Here is a 20,201-nt window from a genome sequence, read left to right on the forward strand (position 1 = left end):
AAGGAGCAATCTGGAATGGTACGGAAGATCAGGGCGAAGCTGGTGCTCCAGCTGCGCGCAGAAGGTCTGTCGGGGCGAGCGATTTCGTCCTCGCAGGGCATGTCCCGCAAGTCCGTGAGGGCGGTGTTCGAGGCCGCTGACGCTGCAGGGATCGGGTGGGGCGATATCGCGGACGTCGCCGATGAGCAGGTGTATGCCCGGTTGTTCCCGGGCCGGGGCGAGCACGAGAGCGTGTTCGCACAGCCGGACTGGGAACAGGTCCATCGAGAGATGGCCAGGGTCGGCGTGACGCTGAAGCTGTTGCACGGCGAGTACTTCGACGCGACCACGGCGGCTGGGGATCCGGCGATGGGGTATGACCGGTTTTGCCGCACCTACCAGCACCACGTCATGGTCACCGGTGCCGCTTCGAGAGTCGGTCACAAGGCCGGCCAGAGCGTGGAGGTCGACTGGTCCGGCCCCACGATGGAGCTGGCCGATCCGGTCACCGGCGAGGTCTCGAAGGTGTTCTTGTTCGTTGCCTGCCTGCCTTTTTCTCGTTACGCGTTCTGCTTCCCGGCGCTGGATATGCGCCAGGAGTCCTGGCTGCGAGCGCACGTAGCGATGTTCGAGGCGCTGGGCGGGACGGTCCCGAGGATCGTTCCGGACAACCTCAAGACCGGTGTGGTGAAGCACCCCCGCGAGGGCGAGATCGTCCTGAACGATGCGTATCGCGAGATGGCAGCGCATTACTCGGCGGCGGTGCTCCCGGGGAGGGTGCGGAAACCGAAAGACAAGGCGAGCGTGGAGAACACCGTCGCGCACGTCGCGACCTGGGTCATCGCCGGGCTGCGGGATCAGCGATTCACGTCCCTGCCCGAACTTGCAGCCGCCATCGGGCAGCGGATGGAGGCCTATAACGCGGAGCCGTTCCAGAAGCGGCCCGGATCCCGCGCCAGCGTGTTCGACGCGGAGGAGCGGCCGCTGCTGACGCCGCTGCCGGCGGTGCCCTACGAGATCTCGACATGGCACTACGGACGACGAGTGGGCAGGAACGGGCACGTCACGTTCGCGCGGAACTTCTACTCCGCGCCGTTCGCGCACATCGGCGCGAAGGTCGATCTGCGCATCACGGCCCGGACGCTGGAGATCTATCAGGGCAGCCAGCGACTGACCAGTCACCTGCTGCTCCCGGAGACCGCGAGCAATGAGTACCGCACCAACGACGCGGACCTACCTGCGGGCGAGCGTTTCCAGGCCTGGGACGCGCAGAGGGTGCGGGCGTGGGCAGATCGGGTCGGGCCGGCCACGGTGATCGTGATCCAGCGGATCTTCGAGTCCGTGCCGATCGTGGAACAGGGCCTGGATCCCGCGTTGGCGGTGCTACGGCTCTCTCGCCGCTTCTCCGTAGATCGGGTCGAGGCGGCCTGCGCACTCGCGCTGACGGGACGGGTCCGTTCACCGCGCTATGCGCATCTGCACCCGATCTTGGCCACCGGGCAGGACAAGGTCGCCGCCCTGCGTCCACCCCGCGAGGAACCCGCGGAAGACGGCGGATACGTCCGTGGCGCCGACTACTACGCCGGAGGTGTCCGGTGAGCGTGATCGATAACGACACGAAGCGGAAGCTGCGCGAGATGGGCGCGACCGCGCTGCTGGACGCGATCGATGCCCAGGATGAGGCTCACGTGCTGGGGATGTCGTTCCAGGAACGGCTCCAGCTGATCGTGGACGAGGCGCATTCCATCTTCAATCATGGAAAGGTCGAGGGTCTGATCCGCCGGGCGGGGCTGCGTTATCCCGGAGCGGACCTGCGGCGGCTGGATCTGGTCGAGGAACGGGGACTGAACCGGAACGTGATCGCGCAACTGGCAACCTGCTCCTTCATCCAGCGGCAACAGAACGTGGTCTTCCAGGGCTTCACCGGCTCAGGGAAGTCCTACCTCGGCTGCGCGCTGGCGAAGCAGGCCTGCCAGCACCGGCTCCGAGCCCACTACATCCGAATGCCCGACCTCGAAGAGGCCTGGGCCCTGGCAAAGGACAAGCCGCAGGGCCAGACGAAGTTCCTGCGGAAGTACTCCACGTTCTCGCTGCTGGTGATCGACGAGTGGCTGCTGGACCATCCTGACGAGGGAATGCGTTCGATGCTGCTGGAACTGCTCGAGCGCCGCTATGACACCGGCTCGACCGTGTTCTGCACCCAGTACCCGAAGAAGGACTGGCACGCCCGGCTCGGTGGAGCAGTCCACGCCGATGCGATCATGGACCGCATCGTGCACAACACAATCTGGATCGACACCGGCGACAGGAACATGCGAGAACACACCGCACTGCCCCAGTGACCCGATGCCGGCGGGAGCCAGTGGTCCCCACCGCGGCGGCTACTGGCCCCCGTCGGCACGATCGGCGGTCCCCAAGAGCAAGATTCGGTGGCTCCCACGACTACGAATACTCACCCGGTGCTGGCGGAAGTCCTGGGACCGCACGAAGCGGGCCAGGGAGCGGTACAGCTCGGTCTTCACGTCCAGCACTTCCTGCGCCGGCTCGTACAGGTCCGAGAACACGTTGGCCAGGCGGGCGCGCTCGTCCCGGCTCAGCGCGCGGGCGAAGTCGCGGGAGAGCAGGCGGTCCACCAGCTCCTGCGCGGTGCGGGTCTGCACCGGGTCGTTCAGCATCCGGAAGAACGCGGTGAAGGTGCGGCCCACCGAGGACTGGCCCAACAGGTCGTCGCCGGCCAGCAGCTGCTCCAGCACCTCGCCGCGGGACCCTTCCGGGGAGAGGATCTGCTCGCGCAGGTGCAGGTCCACGGCGCGCAGGTCCTCCCGGTACTGCAGGAAGTCCCCGGAGAGATCGGCGGCGATCTGCAGCACGTCCCGCAGGCGGTCCAGGGAGGCCTCGGTGCTGGGCAGCATCAGCTCGCCCTCGGCGAGGTCGCGGATCTCCTGCTCGATGCGCTCACGGCGCCGCTGCAGGTCTGCCAGGCGCACGTCCCGGTCGGTCTCGGTCTCCTGGGCCAGGCGGTCGAACTGCTGGACCACCAGCTGCAGGCGGGACTGGGTGGTGGTGGGCCGGTGCTCCTCGAGGGAGGCGATGAACTGGATCGCGTCGATCGTGGCCGGGGAGGGCTCGAAGGTGGTCTCGGTCTGCGCCGGGTCGTCGCGCCGGGTCAGGTACCCCTCGCGCACCCAGCCGTCCACGTACTCCGCCGCGGAGCGGCCGATCCGACTGGTACTGCTGGTGCTGGGCTCCTGCTCCTCGTCGTGCAGCAGGGCCAGGTGGGTGCCCACACGGGCCACGAGCTCGCTGCGCGGGAGCCTGCGGTCGCCTGCCGGGAACACGGACTGCAGGATCGCGAGCACGGCGGGTGCCTTGGTCGCGGCCAGCAGGCGCCAGGTGCTCAGGCGGCGCAGCTGTTCGTAGTTCTCCTTGCGGGCCACCACGGCATCGGCGCGGTGCGAGGTCCACCGGTTCGGCTCGGGTGATGTCACGAGGCGCGAGTCTACCGGGGACCTGCCAGGGGGTGCGCCGTCGAACCTCGGGCGGTAGCCTGTTTCGGGAACGTTCACGAACTCATCGAGGAGCCCCCGGAATGACCTCCACCACCGCGCCCCACACCCTCCCGGCCACCGATCCCGCCGATCACTGGTGGGAGGCGCTTCCCGCAGGTCAGGGCCGTCTGCGCGGCCGCGCCCACCTCCACAGCGATGCCCCCGCCCTCAGCCTCGACGGCACCTGGGACTTCCGCTACGGAACCCGGGCCGACGGCTCCGACCTGGGCGAGAGCGCCCCGATCGAGGTGCCGGGCCTGTGGCAGCTGCAGGGCTACGGCGCGCCGCAGTACACCAACGTCGTCTACCCCATCCCCCGCGACCACCCCTACGTGCCGGACGAGAACCCCACGGGGCACTACTCCCGCACCGTCACCGTCCCTGCCCAGTGGAATGCCTCCCTCGCCGACGGTGCCCGGATCCTGCTGCGCTTCCAGGGCGTGGACTCCGCGGCCAAGGTGTGGATCGACGGCATCGAGATCGGTGTGACCACGGGCTCGCGCCTCACCCAGGAGTTCGATGTCACCGACACCCTGGGCTCCGAGGGCGAGCACCGGCTGGACGTGCGGGTGGTGCAGTGGTCGGTGAACACGTACGTCGAGGACCAGGACATGTGGTGGGCCTCGGGGATCTTCCGCAGCGTGGACCTGCTGCTGCGCCCCGCAGGCGGCATCCACGACCTGGAGCATGTGGCGGACTTCGACCCGGCTACCGGCGCCGGCACCCTGCGGGTGACCGCGTTCGACGAGAAGGGCACCGAGGTCGAGGCCACCGTGGAGGTGCCGGACCTCGGGATCTCCGCCACCACCGGTACCGAGATAGACGCCGGTCAGGTGCGTCCCTGGTCGGCGGAGGACCCGCACCTGTACGACGCCACCGTCTCCACCGGCGCCGAGACCGTGCGCCTGCGGCTCGGCTTCCGCCGCGTCGAGGTGGACGGGGAGATCTTCCGCGTCAACGGCGAGCGCATCGTGTTCCGCGGCGTGAACCGCCACGAGGCGGACCCTGTCGTGGGCCGCACCCAGCACCTGGCCAACCAGGACCTGGACGTGGCGCTGATGAAGCAGCACAACCTCAACGCCGTGCGCACCTCCCACTACCCGCCCCACCAGCGGTTCCTGGAGGTGTGCGACGAGGCCGGGCTGTACGTGATCTGCGAGGGCGACTTCGAGACCCACGGCTTCCACGCCGACTCCACCTGGGGCGAGGACCCCACCGGTGCCGCCGAGCGCCCGGCCGACAACCCCATGTACGAGGAACTACTGGTGGAGCGCACCGAGCGGTTCGTGTTGCGCGACCGCAACCACGCCTCGATCGTGATGTGGTCGATCGGGAACGAGGCCGCCACCGGCACGGTCACCGATGCGATGATCGCTGCGGTGCGCGGGGTGGATCCCACCCGCCCGGTGATCTACGAGCAGGACTACCGCTGCGACCACTCCGACGTGTTCTCGCTGATGTACTCCTCGATCGACGAGTCGACGCAGATCGGCCGCCGCGAGCTGTCCGATGAGTACCGCACCAAGCTGGTGCACATGCTGCGCCACCTGGGCGTGGACGCGCCCGATAACGGCTTCGGCACCGCGGAGGACCCCGCCCCCGCACTGTCCAAGCCGTTCCTGTGGATCGAGTACGCCCACGCGATGGGCAACGGCGCCGGCTCCCTCAAGGAGTACATGGAGCTCACCCACGAGTACCCGGCCCTGCACGGCGGGTTCATCTGGGAGTGGATCGACCACGGCCTGGAGACCACCGACACCGAGGGCAACCGGATCTACGGCTACGGCGGCGACTTCGGCGAGCGCCTGCACGACTCGAACTTCGTGGCCGACGGCCTGGTGCTGCCGGACCGCACCCCCTCCCCGGCCCTGCTGGACGCCAAGCACCACTACTCCCCCGTGGGCCTGGAGGTCACGCCTGGCTCGGTGCGGATCCACAACCGCTACGCCTTCTCCGACCTCACCCACCTGCGGGCCGAGGTGTCCCTGGACGGCCAGCACACCTGGCAGGAACTGCAGCTGCCGACCCTGGCCGCCGGGGAGAGCACGGACGTGGCCCTGCCTGCCGGTGACGGCCCGGTGACCACGGTGCGCCTGCTCACGCGGGACGCCGCAGGCCCGGTGCCGGCCGATCACGTGGTGGTCGCGGCCGATCACGTCGATGCCGAGAAGCGCCGGGCATCCGTGCCCGAGCTCGAGGGAGCCGTGACCCCGGAGCGCTCGGAGGACGGCTCCTGGCAGCTGGGCCCGGCCCGCTTCGACGACCTGGGTCGCCTGGTGTCGATCGGCGACCTGGAGGTCGAGCAGTCCTATGCGGACCTGTACCGGGCGCCGGTGGACAACGAGCGCGCCCGCACCCGCTACCCGCTGGAGGCCCGCTGGAAGCGGATCGGCCTGGACGGCGCTCGCCGTCGCACGGTCGAGGTCGCGGCCGACGGCGACCAGCTGGTGGTGCGCACCCGCCTGGGCCTGGACGGCTCCAAGCTGGGGGCCGACGTGGTGGAGCGCTGGCGCGGAACGGGCCAGCAGGTCGAGGCGGAGGTGACGATCACCCCGGTGGACTTCTGGCCGAAGGACCTCCCCCTGCCGCGGATCGGCTGGACCCTGTCCCTTCCCGGGGGCCTGGACCAGGTGGAGTACGAGGGCTACGGCCCGCACGAGACCTACCCGGACACCGGCGGCGGCACCACCTTCGCCACCTGGGAGTCCTCACTGCAGGACCTGCAGGTGCCATACGTGTTCCCGCAGGAGAACGGTAACCGGGCGGGCGTCGTGCGTGCGGTGCTGCGCGGCGGGGCCACGGGCGGCCTGGAGCTGCAGGCACCGGACGGACTGGGCCTCGCGGTGCGGCCCTGGTCGACCACGGAGCTCGACCAGAAGCTGCACGACGGCGCGCTGAGGGCCGACGGCCGCACCTGGGTGACGCTGTCGGCGGCCCTGCACGGGGTGGGCTCGGCCGCCTGCGGACCCCTGCCGCTGGATCAGTACGTGCTGTCCGCGCACGAGGAGACCTTCACCTTCCGCCTGCGGCCCCTGGACAGCTGACGGCCGAGGCGCCCCCGGGACGGCTAGCCTGTCCCGGGGGCGCCTCCGCGCCATCACGACGTTCAAGGGGAGAGTCATGAGTCAGGGATACGGACAGCAGAACAACTCGATGGACCCGTACGGACAGCAGCCAGCGGGCGAGCAGCAGTGGGGGCAGGCACCGGCGCCTGCGGGCTACCCCGGCAGTGCGGGCGCGACCACCGGTACGTCCCCGGCCCCCTCCTCCACGATCGACAAGCTGACCAAGTGGCTGCTGATCCTCGCGATCGCCGTTGTCGGCGTCCGCCTGCTCCAGTTCATCATCGGTGTCATCGCCGGTTTCGCTCTCAGCGCCACGGCCGCTGCTGGCGGTGACATCGGGGGAACCGCGCTCGGCGGCGGGATCGTCGCTCTGCTGATGATGCTGGTGAACGGGCTGGTGTCCCTGGCCCTGCTGGTCCTCGCGATCGTGGTGGCGGTCCAGGCGCGCGGCCGTGGCCGGACCGGCGCAATCATCGTCGCCGGCGCGCTCGTCGTCGCCGTGGTCCTGTTCTGGATCCTCTACGCGATCCAGGTCGTGACTGTCGGCGGAGCTGCCGATCCCTCGAGTGTGAATACGTGGCACCTGGTGATCTCGGTCCTCGATATCGGCCGCGGACTGCTGATCGCGGCCGCCCTGATCGTGGGTGCGATCATGGCGCGCCGGTGGGCCAAGCAGAACGCGGGCGCCGCACGGACCGCCTGACCTCAGCTCAGCCCGTCCGTCGCCGACGGAGAAGCACCACGGAGCCCCTTCACGACACCGCGATCAGCGACCCAGCAGCAGTGTCCGGTCCCCGTCGGTGACCAGGGCGCTCCCGCGGCCCACCGCGGCGACCGGCTCGGCGGAACCGGAGACGACGGACTCGAAGGTCATCTCACCGGTGCCGGCGTCGATCACGCGCAGGCGACGGCCACCCCGGGGATCCAGGGCCGCAGTGCGTGAGGCCGGATCCAGGACGACCACGGATCCGGTACCGAGCATCCCGCGCACATCCGGCGCATCATCCCCAGGATCGGGCGTTTCCGCCTCGTTCACGCCGTGCGTCCAGGTGTTCTGGCCATGCGCGGTGTCGTAGGCGGCCAGCTGGCCGGCGTCGTTGGTGATCACCATGCGTGCCCCGTCGATCCCGATGCGGGTGGTGAAGGCGCTGGCCTGCTGAAGCGCGGGTCCGCCTGGAGCGGTCCATGCCGCTCGCGTTTCCCCGGCCACGATCTCCCCGGGCTGGTCCGTGCCCGCCTCGGTGCCGGAGGCGAGCACCCGGCCCCGGTCCAGCAGCACCGTCCACTCCCCCGCCGGTGACGGGTCCGACTCCCACAGCATCGCGCCGTCGGCGAAGGCGGTCGCGGTCATCGCACCGTCCTCGTCGCTGCACACGGTGAGCACCACGGGACGGGGCGCCTGCAGCGACTGCGGGGCAGGCGGCGGCGCCGTCACCGCGATACGGCACTGCTCCTCGGGGCCGGCCAGGATGCTCCCCAGCGGGAACCCGGTGGCGGGGTCCAGCTGCACCCAGCCCTGGGCAGGGTCGAAGCGCAGGGGGACCTCGGGCAGGATCCCGCCCTGGTCGACGGCGTCCAGCAGCCCGGGGGGCTGCGCTGCACGGGCGGGCACCGCGATGCCGGCGGCATCGGCGCCGCGCACGTCCTGGGCCTGCTCCCCCGCCCCGTCGGAGATGGTCCAGAGCGCCGGCACGGGGTTCGTGCTCGTGCCTGACTCCTCGGCCGCCAGGTCGTGACCGCTGATCCGGCACATGCCCGCGGTGCAGGTGCGCAGCACCAGCAGGTCTCCTTCCAGCGCGAGAGGAGCCCCGGGCAGGATCGCCCTCACCTGGGGTGCGGCATCAGCGGGCAGGTCGAGCACGGTGGTCTCGACGGGCGTGCCGGTGACGCGGATGAAGCGGGTGCCGTCGGCGCTGAGCGCCAGCAGCTCTCCATCGGAGGAGTCGACGGTATCGACCCGCGTCCCGCGCAGCAGCTCAGCAGTGCCGTCGACCCTGCGCACGAGCACCGGGCTGCCCTCGAGCGGGAGGGAGGTGACGCGGTCGCCATCGGCAAGTGCAGGGATCGAGACGAGGGCCGCGTCCTCCAGGGCCGTGGGGCGGGCCGAGAGCACGGAGGGCACCGTGAGCCCGGCAGCGAGCAGCACGGCCACCGCGCCTGCGGCACCGAAGGCCACGGCCCGGCGAGAACGGCCCAGTGCCACCAGCACCAGCGCCCCGACGCCGAAAGCGGCGAGCAGCCCTGCCGCCAGGCGCAGCCACCCCACGAGGAAATGCTGCCCCAGCAGGGCGCACAGCCCGGCCAGGGCCAGCAGGGTGACAGCCAGGCCGATCGCGGTGGTGGTATCGAGGGGCGACCGGACCTGCTCGGCACCCTCGGGATCCTGGTCTGCGCCGTCACCCGCGTGCTCGTCCGCGGACAGCGTGGACGTGTCGTACTCGAACCGCGGTGGCTCGGGCGAGGCCTGGTCCGATTGGTCGGGAGCGGTCACGGGCGCCTCGACCGTCTCAGCGGGGAGCGCCGTAGTAGTCGGCGGTGCGCTGCTCGCGCAGGGCCTCGAAGTCCCCGCTGATCAGAGACGCCCGGATCTCGTCCACCAGGCGCACCACGAAGCGCTCGTTGTGGATGGTGCACAGGGTGGAGGAGAGCATCTCCTTGGCCCGGAACAGGTGGTGCACGTAGGCGGCGGTGTAGTGGGTGCAGGTGTAGCAGTCGCACGTCTCGTCGATGGGGGCGAACTGGCGGCGGTAGCGGGCGCCGGTGAGGTTCACCCGGCCCGTCCGGGTGTAGACGGCGCTGTTGCGGGCCACCCGTGACGGGGAGACGCAGTCGAAGGTGTCGGCCCCCGCTGCTACGGCGGTGAACAGGTCGTCCACCTCGCTGATGCCCAACAGGTGGCGGGGCCGGTCCTCAGGCAGCTCGTCGGTGACCCACCCGACGATGGTGCCCAGGTTCTCCTTCTCCAGTGCCCCACCGATGCCGAAGCCGTCGAACACCTGGCCGTCCACGTCCATCGCGCCGAGGTCGCGGGCGGCCTTGCGACGCAGGTCCTCGAACTGGGCTCCCTGGATCACGCCCCACAGCTGCTGGTAGGGGCGGTGGGTGCGCTCGGCGGTGAGGCGCTGGTGCTCGGCCAGGCAGCGGATCGCCCACAGTCGGGTGCGCTCCAGCGCCTTCTCCTGGTAGCCGCGGGAGTTCATCAGCGTGGTCAGCTCGTCGAAGGCGAACATGATGTCGGCCCCCAGCCCGTGCTGGATCTGCATGGAGATCTCCGGGGTGAAGCGGTGCACGTCGCCGTTGATGAAGGAGCGGAAGGTGACGCCGTCGTCGTCCACATGAGCCAGGCGCTCCTTGCCCTCGGCCACCGCGTCGTCCTCCCCGCTGGCAGTGCGGGCGGTGGCGCCACCGGCGAACTCGCTGGAGAGCACCTTCTTGAACCCCGCCCCCAGGCTCATCACCTGGAAGCCGCCGGAGTCGGTGTAGGTGGGGCCGGGCCAGTTCATGAACGCACCCAGGCCCCCGGCCTCGTCCACCAGGTCGTGGCCGGGCTGGAGGTACAGGTGGTAGGCGTTGGCCAGCAGGGCCTGCGCGCCCAGATCCGCCATGGACTCCGGCAGCACCGCCTTCACGGTGGCCTTGGTCCCCACCGGGATGAAGGCGGGGGTGGCGATCTGCCCGTGGGGGGTGGTGATCACGCCCGCGCGGGCCTTGTCGCCGTGGCGGGCGGTGATCTCGTAGCCGACATCGGCCGGAGAGGGCGGGGACGATGGTGTCACTGGATCGGCAACGCGAGCGGACTCGGTGCCGTCGGTAGTGTGGGCTGGCAGTTCGGTCACCGCCACATGGTCCCACGGGCCACCCGGCCCGAGGCTGTGATCACGACTCCACCCAGGGTCGGAACAGCGGTGGAATCGCATAGGATCGCGCGCAGTGACGGCCCGGGGATCAGGGCCGCAGCACCCGTGGCGCCACGCGGGAAGGAGAACGCGGGAGGAGATCGCGATCAGCTCGCCCAGTGATCAGCCGACCCCCCGCCCCCACCGGTCCCAGCCCTCTGACGGCGACCCCTGGATCCAGCCCGGTGCGAGTGGCGAGCCCAGCTCCGGTGCGGCCCCCGACGGCCGCGCCCCTGCGGTGCCGCCGTCACGGTTGGAGGACTGGACCCAGGAGCCCGCCGCGGCAGCGCCCACGACGAGTGCGCCAGCCATCGCCACCCGGGCCCCGGTGCCCCCCTCCACGCTCGATGACTGGCTGCAGGGCCCGCTCGAGCAGAGCATGGAGCAGTCCGCGGAGGATGCCTGGTCCACTGCCGAGTCCGTCTCCGGCCGTCCCGGTCTGGAGCAGCAGGACCGGCCCGGACAGGCGGACGGCCCAGGTGACGGGGCCTCACCGTCCACCGGCCGATCGGACCTGACGCAGCAGACGGGACGCTCCGGACGGCCCGTGTTCCGCCGCGAACTGCACGGCCTGCGGGCCCTCGCCCTGATGCTGGTGGCGGTCTACCACATCTGGCTCGGCCGGGTCTCCGGCGGTGTGGACGTGTTCCTGTTCCTCTCGGCCTTCTTCCTCACCGGCACCTTCGTGCGCCGCCTGGACGCCGGGCGCCCGCTCGCCGTGCCGCGCTACTGGCTGCACACCTTCAAACGCCTTCTGCCCCCGGCCGCGGTCACCATCCTCGCCACACTGGCGGCCACCTGGTGGCTGCTGCCGTCCTCGTTCTGGCCCACGATCATGCAGCAGGCAGCGGCCTCCGCCCTGTACGTGCAGAACGCCCTGCTGGTGCTGCTGGAGGTGGACTACCGGGCCCGTGACGCCGGCGCCGCCTCCCCCCTGCAGCACTTCTGGTCCCTCAGTGTGCAGGGGCAGGCGTTCATCGTGTGGCCGCTGCTGTTCCTGCTGGTGGTGCCCCTGGCCCGGAGCGGCAAGCGGTTCCGCCGGCCACTGCTGGTGATCTTCGCGGTGATCGCAGCGGCCTCGCTGACCTGGTCGATCATCTCCACGCAGACCCAGCAGCCCATCGCCTACTTCGACACCGCCGCCCGCATGTGGGAGTTCTCGGCCGGAGCGATGCTGGCGGTGATGCTGCCCCGCATCGACCACATCACCGGGGCCCGCCGTCCGGAGCACGATCAGCCCCCCGCGCTGCGCACCGGCCGCGCCCTGCTGGGCTGGGCGGGCATCGCGGCGCTGCTGGCCTGCGGTGTGCTGGTGGACGTGTCCGGGCAGTTCCCCGGGTGGATCGCCATCTGGCCACTGGCCGCGGCCGGCGCCGTGATGGTCGCCGGCCACTCCGGGCGCGCCTGGGGCGTGGACCGGCTGCTGTCCTCCCGGCCCGCCGCGTTCCTGGGCGACATCTCCTACGCCCTGTACCTGGTGCACTGGCCGATCCTGGTGCTGTGGCTGTCCACCAGCGGCCAGGAGCGTGCCGGCCTGCTGGACGGCCTGGCGGTGCTGGCCGGCTCGATCCTGCTGGCCTGGCTGCTCACCCGTGCCGTCGACGCCCCCGTGCGGCGCTCCCGCTGGTTGGAGGCCAAGCCGTGGCGGGCACTGACCGCGGTGGCGGCCTCGGTGACGCTGGTGCTGGCGGCATCGGGAGGCTGGTGGCTCACGCTCACCGCCAGTGCGCCGGAGCGCCCCGAGGTGTCCGCGAACCCCGCGGTGGCCACCGACGAGGTGAGCGTCGAGACCAGCCACGTCATCCGCCCCTTCGGCTGGCAGCTGGGGTCGCAGTGGCCGGATCTGCCCGAGCGCTGCGGTGGCCCCTGGGCGCCCTCGTCGCCGTTCCGGCATGTCAACTGCCAGCAGCTGCTGCCGGCGGACGCCGCCGCCTCCGAGACCATCGTGGTGGTGGGCAGCTCCCACGCCCGTCAGTTCATCCCGGCCCTGATCCCGTACGCCGAGGAGCGCGGCGCACAGATCGTGAACCTCACGATGGACGGCTGCGAGTTCCTGCCCGGCACCGAGCGGTGGCCCTACTGCGATGGGTACGACGAGTACGCGTTGAGCTACATCGATGCGGTGGGGCCGGCGACCGTCCTCACCACCTCCACCCGCACGTCGCCGGACTCCACCGCAGAGGTGATGCCCGAGGGCACCGCGAACGCCGTGCAGCTGCTGCTGGATCGCGGCATCGACGTGATCGCGGTGCGTGACACGCCCCGCTGGGAGGCGGACCAGTACGAGTGCGCCGAGCAGGTCATCGACGCGGGCGGTTCCCCGGCCGATGCCGACCTCGCCTGCGGGGCGGAGGTGGAGCAGAAGCTCGCTGCCACCGACCCGGCCGCACCCCTCGTGGGCCTCACCGGTCAGGGCCCCTCCGACGCACCTGCCGCCGACGCCGCACAGGTGATCTTGGTAGACCTCACGGAGCAGGTGTGCCCGGACGGTCGATGCTCACCGGTGCTGGGCGACACCTATGTGTACCTCGACGACAACCACCTGACCCGGCTGTTCGTGGAGAGCGTCCTGGAGCCGGCGCTGCGCGAGGAGCTGGGCGTGCTGAACTAGGATGTCGGCGTCCATGCGGCGGGCCGGCGCGACCCCGGCAGGAAGCAGTCGTACCCAGCAGGAGGCAGGTGAGCACCGATGGAGGTGTTGTCGGTGGTCATGACGGTCCTGGCCGTCCTCGCGGTGCTGATCCTGCCCGGTCTTCCCACGGTTCTCGCCCTGCGCTTGCGTCCGCTGATGGCCGCGGCCTCGGTGGCACCTCTCTCGCTCACGCTGATCGCGGCCTCCGCCGAACTGGGCAGCCTGATGGGCATCCCCTGGAACGTGGGGACGCCGCTGGTGCTGGGCCTGCTGCTCGGGGCGGTGCTGTGGCTGCCAGGCAGGCGCCTGAGTCGCCGCCAGAGGACCCCGGCCGAGGAGGTTCTGGCCGACCAGCTCCCGGCCGAGGAGGTTCCTGCGGACGGGGCCCCGGCCACGGACGTCGATCGCGATGTCCCCTCCCCGGTGCAGCGCTTCTTCGCCTCGCGGCGCGGTGAGGCCACCGCCGTCGTCAGCGGCCTGCTGCTGGGCGGTGGGCTGCTGCTGGTGCAGGCTCTGCGGATCATGGGCTCGGTCGATGCGGTCAACCAGACCTACGACAATGTCTTCCACCTCAACGCCGTCCGTCACATCCTGCGCTCCGGCGACGGCTCGGCCTGGGTGGTGGGCGGCATGACGCAGCTGGAAGGCCAGGCCAACTACTACCCGGCGCTGTGGCACCAGGCCGTGAGCCTGGCGGTGCAGCTCTCGGGGCAGGACGACATCGTGCTCGGCTCCAACGTGATGATCCTGGCCGTGGTGGCCCTGGTGTGGCCGCTGTCCGTGGTGGCGCTGGTGCGCAGCGCCACCGGATCCGGTCCCGTCGGGTGGTTCCTCGCCGGCACCCTGTCCGCCGTCTCCGTGGCCTACCCGCTCACCCTGATCGGCTGGGGGGTGGTGCTGCCGTACCTGCTGGCCCTGTCGATGATGCCGATGGTGGTGCTGGTGGTCGCCCATATCGCGGCGATCGCGCCGGCCGGCCCGCAGCGCCCCGGCATCCTGCAGCTGTCCGTTCTCACTCCGGCCTGCTTGGCCGCGGTGGCCCTCGCACACCCCCAGAGCGTGTTCGTGGGCATTGTGCTGTGCCTGCCGATCCTGCTGTGGGCCACCGGTGCTCATCTGGTCGACGCGGTGCGACGACATCCCGGTGCCCTGGCTCGATTGGGGACCACCGCGGCACTGGCGGCGGTGGGGATCGCAGGGACGGCGTTCGCGTGGACACGGTTCCGCCCGGTGCAGTCCTCGGCCGTGTGGGGGCCGAACACTCCTCGCCTCGGGGCGATCGGTCAGGTGGTCTCCCTGTCCCCGAACGCCACGCTGACCTGGGAGCCGTTCGGTGTGTTGATGCTGGTGGCCGTGCTCGGGGTGCTGCTGTGGACCCGTTCGCGCTGGCTGCTGGCCTCGTGGGTCGCCGGGGCGGCGCTGGCGGTGATCACCCGGTCCGAGCCGACGGGGGATCTGCGCTACCTGCTCACCGGCAACTGGTACAGCGACAACAACCGCATCTCGGCCGTCCCGATCCTGGTGGCGGTGCCGCTGCTGGCCGTGGGGCTGGATGCGGTGGCACGGCGCGCTGCACGGTCCCTGCCCGCACTGCGGGGAGGCATCGGGATCACACTGGTGGCCGCGCTCGCTGCGACGGTGCTGGTGCTCAGCGTGGTCTCCCCCGCCAACCGGGCCAGCATCGGCTACCAGACGGGCGAGTGGCAGACGAGCGAGCTGCTCAGCCCCGACGAGCGGGAACTGCTGGAACGCCTGCCGGACGTGGTGCCGGAGGACGCGGTGATCGCCACCAACGCCTGGAACGGAAGCTCCCTCGCCTACGCGATCTCGGACCGCCCGGTGCTGAACACCTACATGGGCTTCGAGGCGGAGCCCGAGGTGCACCTGCTGAACGCCCGCCTTGACGAAGCGAACACGGCCCCCGAGGTGTGCGACGCCGCCGCGGAGCTCGATGTGGAGTACGCCCTGGACTTCGGGCCCCGGGAGATCCACGGCCGCAGCGCCACCTACACAGGCCTGAACGAGATCTCCGAGGACGGCGCCGCCGAGGTGGTGCTGCAGGTGGGTGACGCAAAGCTGCTGCGGATGCTGCCGTGCACCGGTGTGGACGGCCAGCTGAACGACTTCAGCGACTGAGGACCCGCGCCTCGATGGTTGAATGAACGGATGACCCCCACCGCTCGCCGTTCCTCCGCGCCTGCCCGCCCCACCCGGTCCTCCGCCTCCCGCCCCTCGCCCGAGGCCCGCGCGGTCGCCCTGGACCTGGGTGCCTTCGTCACCGCCTCCCCCTCCTCCTACCACGCAGCCCGTGAGGCTGCGCGCCGCCTCGAGGAGGCAGGGTTCACCGCCCTGGACGAGACGCTCGACTGGACCGCCGAGGACGTGGCCGGCGAGAAGTACGTGATCCGCGACGGCGCGATCATCGCCTGGTCCGCCCCGAAGCAGGCGAGCGCCACCAGCACGTGGAGGATCGTCGGCTCCCACACCGACTCCCCCGCCCTGAAGCTCAAGCCCAACCCCGAGTACGGCGGCGAGGGCCTGTCCCAGGTGGGGGTGGAGATCTACGGCGGCCCCCTGCTGAACTCCTGGCTGGACCGCGAGCTGCGCCTGGCCGGGCAGCTGGCCCTGCGCGGCGGCAGCACCGTCCTGGTGGACACCCCGCCCCTGCTGCGGGTGCCGCAGCTGGCCGTGCACCTGGACCGCGGCGTCAACGCCGAGGGCCTGAAGCTGGATCCGCAGCGGCACCTGCAGCCGATCCTGGGGATCGGCCCGGTGGACGTGCTGGAGATCCTCGCCGAGCACGCCTCGGAGGCGGCAGGCCGCGACATCGTCGCCGAGGAGATCGTGGGCTTCGACGTGGTGACGGTGGATGCGCAGGCCCCGGCCCTGTTCGGCGCCCACGAGGAGTTCCTGGCCTCGGCCCGCCTCGACAACCTCTCCTCGATGCACGCCGAGGTGCAGGCCCTGATCACCGTGGCCGGCAGCTCCCGCGGGGCCGACGCGCCGATCGCGATGATGGTCGCCAATGACCACGAGGAGGTGGGCTCGGCCACCCGCTCCGGCGCCGGCGGCCCCTTCCTGGAGGACGTACTGGTGCGGCTGCACGAGGCGCTCGGCGGCACCGACGCCACCCGCCGTCGGGCCTTCTCCGGTTCCCTGGTGCTCTCGGCCGATGCCGGCCACGCCGCCCACCCCAACTACCCCGAGCGGCACGACCCCGTGACCCGGCCCCGGCTGGGCGCAGGCCCGATGCTGAAGATCAACGCCCAGCAGCGCTACGCCACCGACGCCGTGGGCATCGCCGCGTTCGCCCAGGCCTGCGAGGAGGCCGGGGTGCCCCACCAGCACTTCGTCTCCAGCAACGCCATGCCCTGCGGATCCACCATCGGCCCGATCACCGCGACCCGCCTGGGCATCACCACCATCGATGTGGGCATCACCCTGTTGTCGATGCACTCGGCGCGGGAGATGTGCGCGACGGAGGACCCGATCCTGCTGCAGCGCGCCTGCGCTGCGTTCCTGCGGGGCTGAGCCGCACCACCGCACGCCACACGACGCCCTGCCCCATACGCCATGACCTCCCTTGGTCCCACGCCGCTCCCGACCCGGTCCACGGTGGAGCCGCTTCCAGTAGCGGCACCTTCGCCCCGCTCGGCGGCGCTGCCGTTGCGCCATGACGGCTTCCGCCCGGAACTGCACGGCCTGCGAGGGGTGGCCATCGGCCTGGTGGTGATCTACCACGTGTGGTTGGACCGGGTCTCGGGCGGGGTGGACGTGTTCCTGTTCCTCTCGGCGTTCCTGCTGACCGGGACCTTCCTTCGCAGGGCGGAGCGTGGGGAGCGGTTGCGGCCGGTCCCCTACTGGGCCCGCACCTTCAAGCGGTTGCTGCCACCGGGCGCCGTGGTGGTGCTGGCTTCGCTGGTGGGAGTGTTCACCCTGCTGGGTGCTGACCGCTGGCTGCCGTCGCTCACCGACGCCGCCGCGTCATTGCTCCAGGTGCAGAACTGGGTGCTGATCCAGCGTGGCACGGACTACTACGCGGCTGACGACTCCGGGGCCTCGGTGTTCCAGCACTTTTGGTCGCTGTCGATCCAGGGTCAGGTGTTCCTGCTGTGGCCGGTGCTGATCACGGCACTGGTGCTGTTGGCCCGTCTGCTGCGGATCCCGGTGCGCGGCATGCTGATCCCCGTCTTCGCGGCACTGACCGTTGCGTCGCTGGCCTGGTCGGTGCACTCCACGTCCGCGGCACAGCAGATCGCCTACTTCGACACCTCGGCCCGACTGTGGGAGTTCGCTGCCGGAAGTTTGCTGGCCCTGGCCCTCATGCCGGCCGCCACCGCTGCTGCCAACCACGAGGGACCAGCACCCGGCGAGCCCACCGCCGCTGCTCATGGCAGGAGGCGTGCGGCCCGGCCCGCGGCCATTCCCGCGCGGCTCTCACAGCGCTTCCTGACGGCCCGGGTCCTCGCGGGCTGGCTGGGCCTGGCGGGACTGGTCTCATGCGGTCTGCTGGTGGACGTGCAGGGCGCGTTCCCCGGCTGGATCGCCCTGTGGCCGCTCACGGCGGCGGCCCTGGTGCTGCTGGCCGGGAGCACAAGGCACCGGCTGAGCGTGGACCGGTTGCTGTCCACCCGCCCGGCCCGGGTCCTGGGGGACATCTCCTACGCGCTGTACCTGGTGCACTGGCCGCTGCTGATCCTGTACCTCGCCGCCACGGGCAACGAGCGCGCCGGGATCGTCGACGGCGCTGTGCTGATCGGTGTCGCCCTGGCACTGGCCTGGCTGCTGACGCTACTGGTGGACTCCCCGGTGCGGCGCTGGGGCTGGGCGAACGCGAAGCCGTGGAGATCGGCGGCTGTCGCCGTGGTGGCCCTGGTGGTCGGCCTGGCACCGGTGGCGGGCGCCCATCAGCACCTGAATACCGAGCAGCGAGAGGCGGAGCTGCGGGCGGTCTCTGACAACCCGGGAGCACGCGTGCTGGACCCGGAGTTCACACCCCATCCGGATGCGAACCCCGATGCCTCCGTGCTGCCCACCGCCGCCATGGTCACCGAGGACTGGGTCGCCGGAAGCGATCCGTGCACCGGCGAACTGGAACCCGCCGCAACGGAGCATGAGGCGCTCGGCGAACTGTGCCGCACCGTGCCCGCCGAGGGGTCAGGGGATGCGCCGGTGCTGGTGTCCGTGGGGGACTCCCGCGTCGAACAGGCGTCCGGGGCACTGATCCCCTTGGCGAAGCGCGAGGGATGGACCATGGTGACGCTGTGGAAGGGCGGCTGCACCTACGCGCCCGACGCGGTGCTCTCCGAGGAGTGCGATGCGTTCTCCCGGGCGGCGCGCCGCTACATCGAACGGGTGCAGCCGGACGCTGTGGTGCTGGCCACGACCTTCGTGACCCAGCAGGACCGGGTCGAGGTGGTCCCGGACGGCATGGCGACCAGCCTGGAGGACCTGCGCCGCAGCACGGACACGGTGATCGCACTGCGGGCGATACCCCGGCTGCCGCACAACCCGGTCACCTGCGTGCAGGACCGTGGCGTGGAGGATCCTCGGTGCACCACCGACCTGCCCGATGACCTGGCGGGCGAGCGCCCCGACTCGGCACTGCTCACGCCGGGCGGTGCCGATGCGGGGTCCCCGGGGGCCGTCGTCCCACTGGACCTGAATCCTCTGGTGTGCCCGGAGCGCCAGTGCCGGCCCGTGGTGGGCAAGGTGACGGTGTTCATCGACGCCGGCCATATCTCCGGCACCTACGCGGCATCGATGCAGGATGCGGTGGACCAGCAGCTCAGGAGCGGCGGGTTCGAGTGGTGACGCCGTCCTCGCCGTCGGCCACGGCGGCTCCCACCAGGTCGATCCCGAACAGGGTGTGCAACGCCTCGACGTACTGATCCGCGGCGCCGTCGCGGGCGAACTCGCGGGCGCGGGTGGTGGGCAGGTGCAGCACCTTGGCGGCGATGCGGTGCAGGCGCCGCTCGAGGTCCTCGGCGATGTCCTCGGGGTACCGCTCGCGGATGTCCTCCATCTCGCGGTCCAGCGCTGTCGCGACCCGGCTGCGCAGGGCGGTGACGGCGGGGTCCAGCTTGCGGGTCTCCTGGCGGGAGACGAAGCGGTCCACGCCCTCGGTGAGGATCTCGCGGGCGGCGGCCAGCTGGCCGGCGTCGTCAATCTCGTCGGCCAGGTCGGCCAATCCGATCACCGTCACCTGATCGAGGTCGCGTACGGCGGCGTCGAGGTCGGAGTGCAGGGCCAGGTCCAGGATCACGCGGGATCGGGCATCGCTCAGGTGCTCGGGGTGCAGCAGGGTCTGGCCGTGCCCGGAGGCGGCGACGATGAGGTCCGCGCCGGCGGCAGCGGCACTCAGCCCGTCGGCCGGGATCGCCCGCACGCCGTGGCTGGCGGCGAAGTCCTGGGCGCGGCCGGTGCTGGAGAACACCGCGACGTCCTGCACGCCGCGCCGTGCGAGCTCCGCGACGACAAGGCGCGCGTAGGAGCCGGTGCCGATCACCAGGACGCTCGCCTCGCCGAGCGGCGCCTCCAGCACGTCGATCGCACGGTCCAGGGCAACGGCCGCGCCGGTGCGGCCGGCGGCACCCAGGCGGGTGGTGGAGGAGACGCGCTTGGCGTGCCGCAGCCCCTCCTGGAACAGGTCGTTGAGCATGGGGGTGGTGGTGCCCTGCTCGAGGGCCTCGGTGAAGGCGGCGCGCACCTGGCCGGAGATCTCCGACTCCCCCATCACCACGGAGCGCAGGCCCGCGGTCACCTCGTACAGGTGCTGGGCCACCTCGGTGCCCATCGCAGCCTCCAGCAGCTGGCGAACCTCCTGCTCGGCCAGCCCGCTGGTGCGGCTGACGGCGCTGACGGCGTGATCCACGGCGTCGTGGAAGCGGTCGGCGTCGAGGTACAGCTCGAGGCGGTTGCAGGTGGACAGGACCACGGCCCCGTCCAGCGGGGCGCCGGGAGCACGCAGCTGCTGGGCGAGCTGCTCGGAATTGCGGGTGAGCGCGTCGAGCACCCCGAGGTCGAGGTGCTCATGGGAGGCGCGCACGGCAACGAGCATGCTGGCGATCCTACGACCGAT

At 71.1% G+C, this 20,201-nt stretch carries 12 protein-coding genes; 8 read left to right on the forward strand and 4 right to left on the reverse strand.

Annotated elements, in window-relative coordinates; translation table 11 throughout:
• Window positions 1-15: 15 nt before the first annotated feature.
• Window positions 16-1,578, forward strand: coding sequence for an IS21 family transposase (istA, locus tag JOD52_RS13910; RefSeq protein ID WP_204408388.1), 1,563 nt, complete (start codon window positions 16-18; stop codon window positions 1,576-1,578).
• Complete coding sequence (locus JOD52_RS13915) at window positions 1,575-2,321, forward strand: ATP-binding protein (RefSeq protein WP_338124028.1); 747 nt, start codon at window positions 1,575-1,577, stop codon at window positions 2,319-2,321. The genes istA and JOD52_RS13915 overlap by 4 nt, the downstream gene beginning before the upstream one ends.
• A 39-nt stretch (window positions 2,322-2,360) precedes the next feature.
• Here the strand turns inward: JOD52_RS13915 and JOD52_RS13920 are convergent, their stop codons facing one another.
• The gene (locus tag JOD52_RS13920) at window positions 2,361-3,467 is read right to left on the reverse strand and encodes a DUF3375 domain-containing protein (protein ID WP_338124100.1); all 1,107 of its coding nucleotides are present in this window, start codon (window positions 3,465-3,467) and stop codon (window positions 2,361-2,363) included.
• 101 nt (window positions 3,468-3,568) lie between these two features.
• On the opposite strand from JOD52_RS13920, the gene JOD52_RS13925 reads away from it, so the two are divergent.
• Both JOD52_RS13925 and JOD52_RS13930 read left to right on the forward strand, forming a co-directional pair.
• Window positions 3,569-6,571, forward strand: coding sequence for a glycoside hydrolase family 2 TIM barrel-domain containing protein (locus JOD52_RS13925; RefSeq protein WP_204410609.1), 3,003 nt, complete (start codon window positions 3,569-3,571; stop codon window positions 6,569-6,571).
• Window positions 6,572-6,647: 76 nt separating this feature from the next.
• Entirely contained in the window at window positions 6,648-7,295 is a 648-nt protein-coding gene (locus JOD52_RS13930; protein WP_204410611.1) for a hypothetical protein, read from the forward strand.
• A 63-nt stretch (window positions 7,296-7,358) separates the two neighbouring features.
• Here JOD52_RS13930 and JOD52_RS13935 read toward each other — a convergent pair whose 3' ends face one another.
• Window positions 7,359-9,083, reverse strand: coding sequence for a PQQ-like beta-propeller repeat protein (locus tag JOD52_RS13935; RefSeq protein WP_259850365.1), 1,725 nt, complete (start codon window positions 9,081-9,083; stop codon window positions 7,359-7,361).
• Window positions 9,084-9,099: 16 nt separating this feature from the next.
• Window positions 9,100-10,434, reverse strand: a complete 1,335-nt coding sequence (gene tgt / locus JOD52_RS13940) for a tRNA guanosine(34) transglycosylase Tgt (protein ID WP_204410613.1) — start codon at window positions 10,432-10,434, stop codon at window positions 9,100-9,102.
• Window positions 10,435-10,816: 382 nt separating this feature from the next.
• Between tgt and JOD52_RS13945 the strand changes: the two genes are divergently transcribed.
• The 4 genes from JOD52_RS13945 (at window position 10,817) to JOD52_RS13960 (ending at window position 18,934) form a co-directional block, all read left to right on the forward strand.
• Complete coding sequence (locus tag JOD52_RS13945) at window positions 10,817-13,099, forward strand: acyltransferase family protein (protein ID WP_204410614.1); 2,283 nt, start codon at window positions 10,817-10,819, stop codon at window positions 13,097-13,099.
• 78 nt (window positions 13,100-13,177) lie between these two features.
• Window positions 13,178-15,256: a DUF6541 family protein gene (locus JOD52_RS13950; RefSeq protein ID WP_204410615.1), complete on the forward strand. Its 2,079-nt coding sequence runs from the start codon at window positions 13,178-13,180 to the stop codon at window positions 15,254-15,256.
• Between the two features lie 30 nt (window positions 15,257-15,286).
• On the forward strand, window positions 15,287-16,651 hold the full coding sequence (locus JOD52_RS13955) for a M18 family aminopeptidase (protein WP_017823234.1): 1,365 nt from the start codon (window positions 15,287-15,289) through the stop codon (window positions 16,649-16,651).
• Window positions 16,652-16,693: 42 nt separating this feature from the next.
• A complete protein-coding gene (locus tag JOD52_RS13960) occupies window positions 16,694-18,934 on the forward strand; it encodes an acyltransferase family protein (RefSeq protein ID WP_239551910.1) in 2,241 nt (746 codons plus the stop codon).
• On the opposite strand, the gene JOD52_RS13965 is transcribed toward JOD52_RS13960, so the two are convergent.
• Window positions 18,909-20,180, reverse strand: coding sequence for a glutamyl-tRNA reductase (locus JOD52_RS13965; RefSeq protein WP_204410616.1), 1,272 nt, complete (start codon window positions 20,178-20,180; stop codon window positions 18,909-18,911). The genes JOD52_RS13960 and JOD52_RS13965 overlap by 26 nt on opposite strands.
• Window positions 20,181-20,201: the final 21 nt, after the last annotated feature.

It is taken from the genome of Brachybacterium muris (assembly GCF_016907455.1).
In the GTDB taxonomy this organism is placed as follows: Bacteria; Actinomycetota; Actinomycetes; order Actinomycetales; family Dermabacteraceae; genus Brachybacterium; species Brachybacterium muris.

What these genes read in the sequence shown, in the direction of transcription:
- istA (WP_204408388.1), top strand. Translation starts at nt 16, where the DNA reads ATGGTACGGAAGATCAGGGCGAAGCTGGTGCTCCAGCTGCGCGCAGAA.
- JOD52_RS13925 (WP_204410609.1), top strand. Translation starts at nt 3,569, where the DNA reads ATGACCTCCACCACCGCGCCCCACACCCTCCCGGCCACCGATCCCGCC.
- JOD52_RS13930 (WP_204410611.1), top strand. Translation starts at nt 6,648, where the DNA reads ATGAGTCAGGGATACGGACAGCAGAACAACTCGATGGACCCGTACGGA.
- JOD52_RS13950 (WP_204410615.1), top strand. Translation starts at nt 13,178, where the DNA reads ATGGAGGTGTTGTCGGTGGTCATGACGGTCCTGGCCGTCCTCGCGGTG.
- JOD52_RS13955 (WP_017823234.1), top strand. Translation starts at nt 15,287, where the DNA reads ATGACCCCCACCGCTCGCCGTTCCTCCGCGCCTGCCCGCCCCACCCGG.
- JOD52_RS13960 (WP_239551910.1), top strand. Translation starts at nt 16,694, where the DNA reads ATGACCTCCCTTGGTCCCACGCCGCTCCCGACCCGGTCCACGGTGGAG.
- JOD52_RS13965 (WP_204410616.1), bottom strand. Translation starts at nt 20,180, where the DNA reads ATGCTCGTTGCCGTGCGCGCCTCCCATGAGCACCTCGACCTCGGGGTG.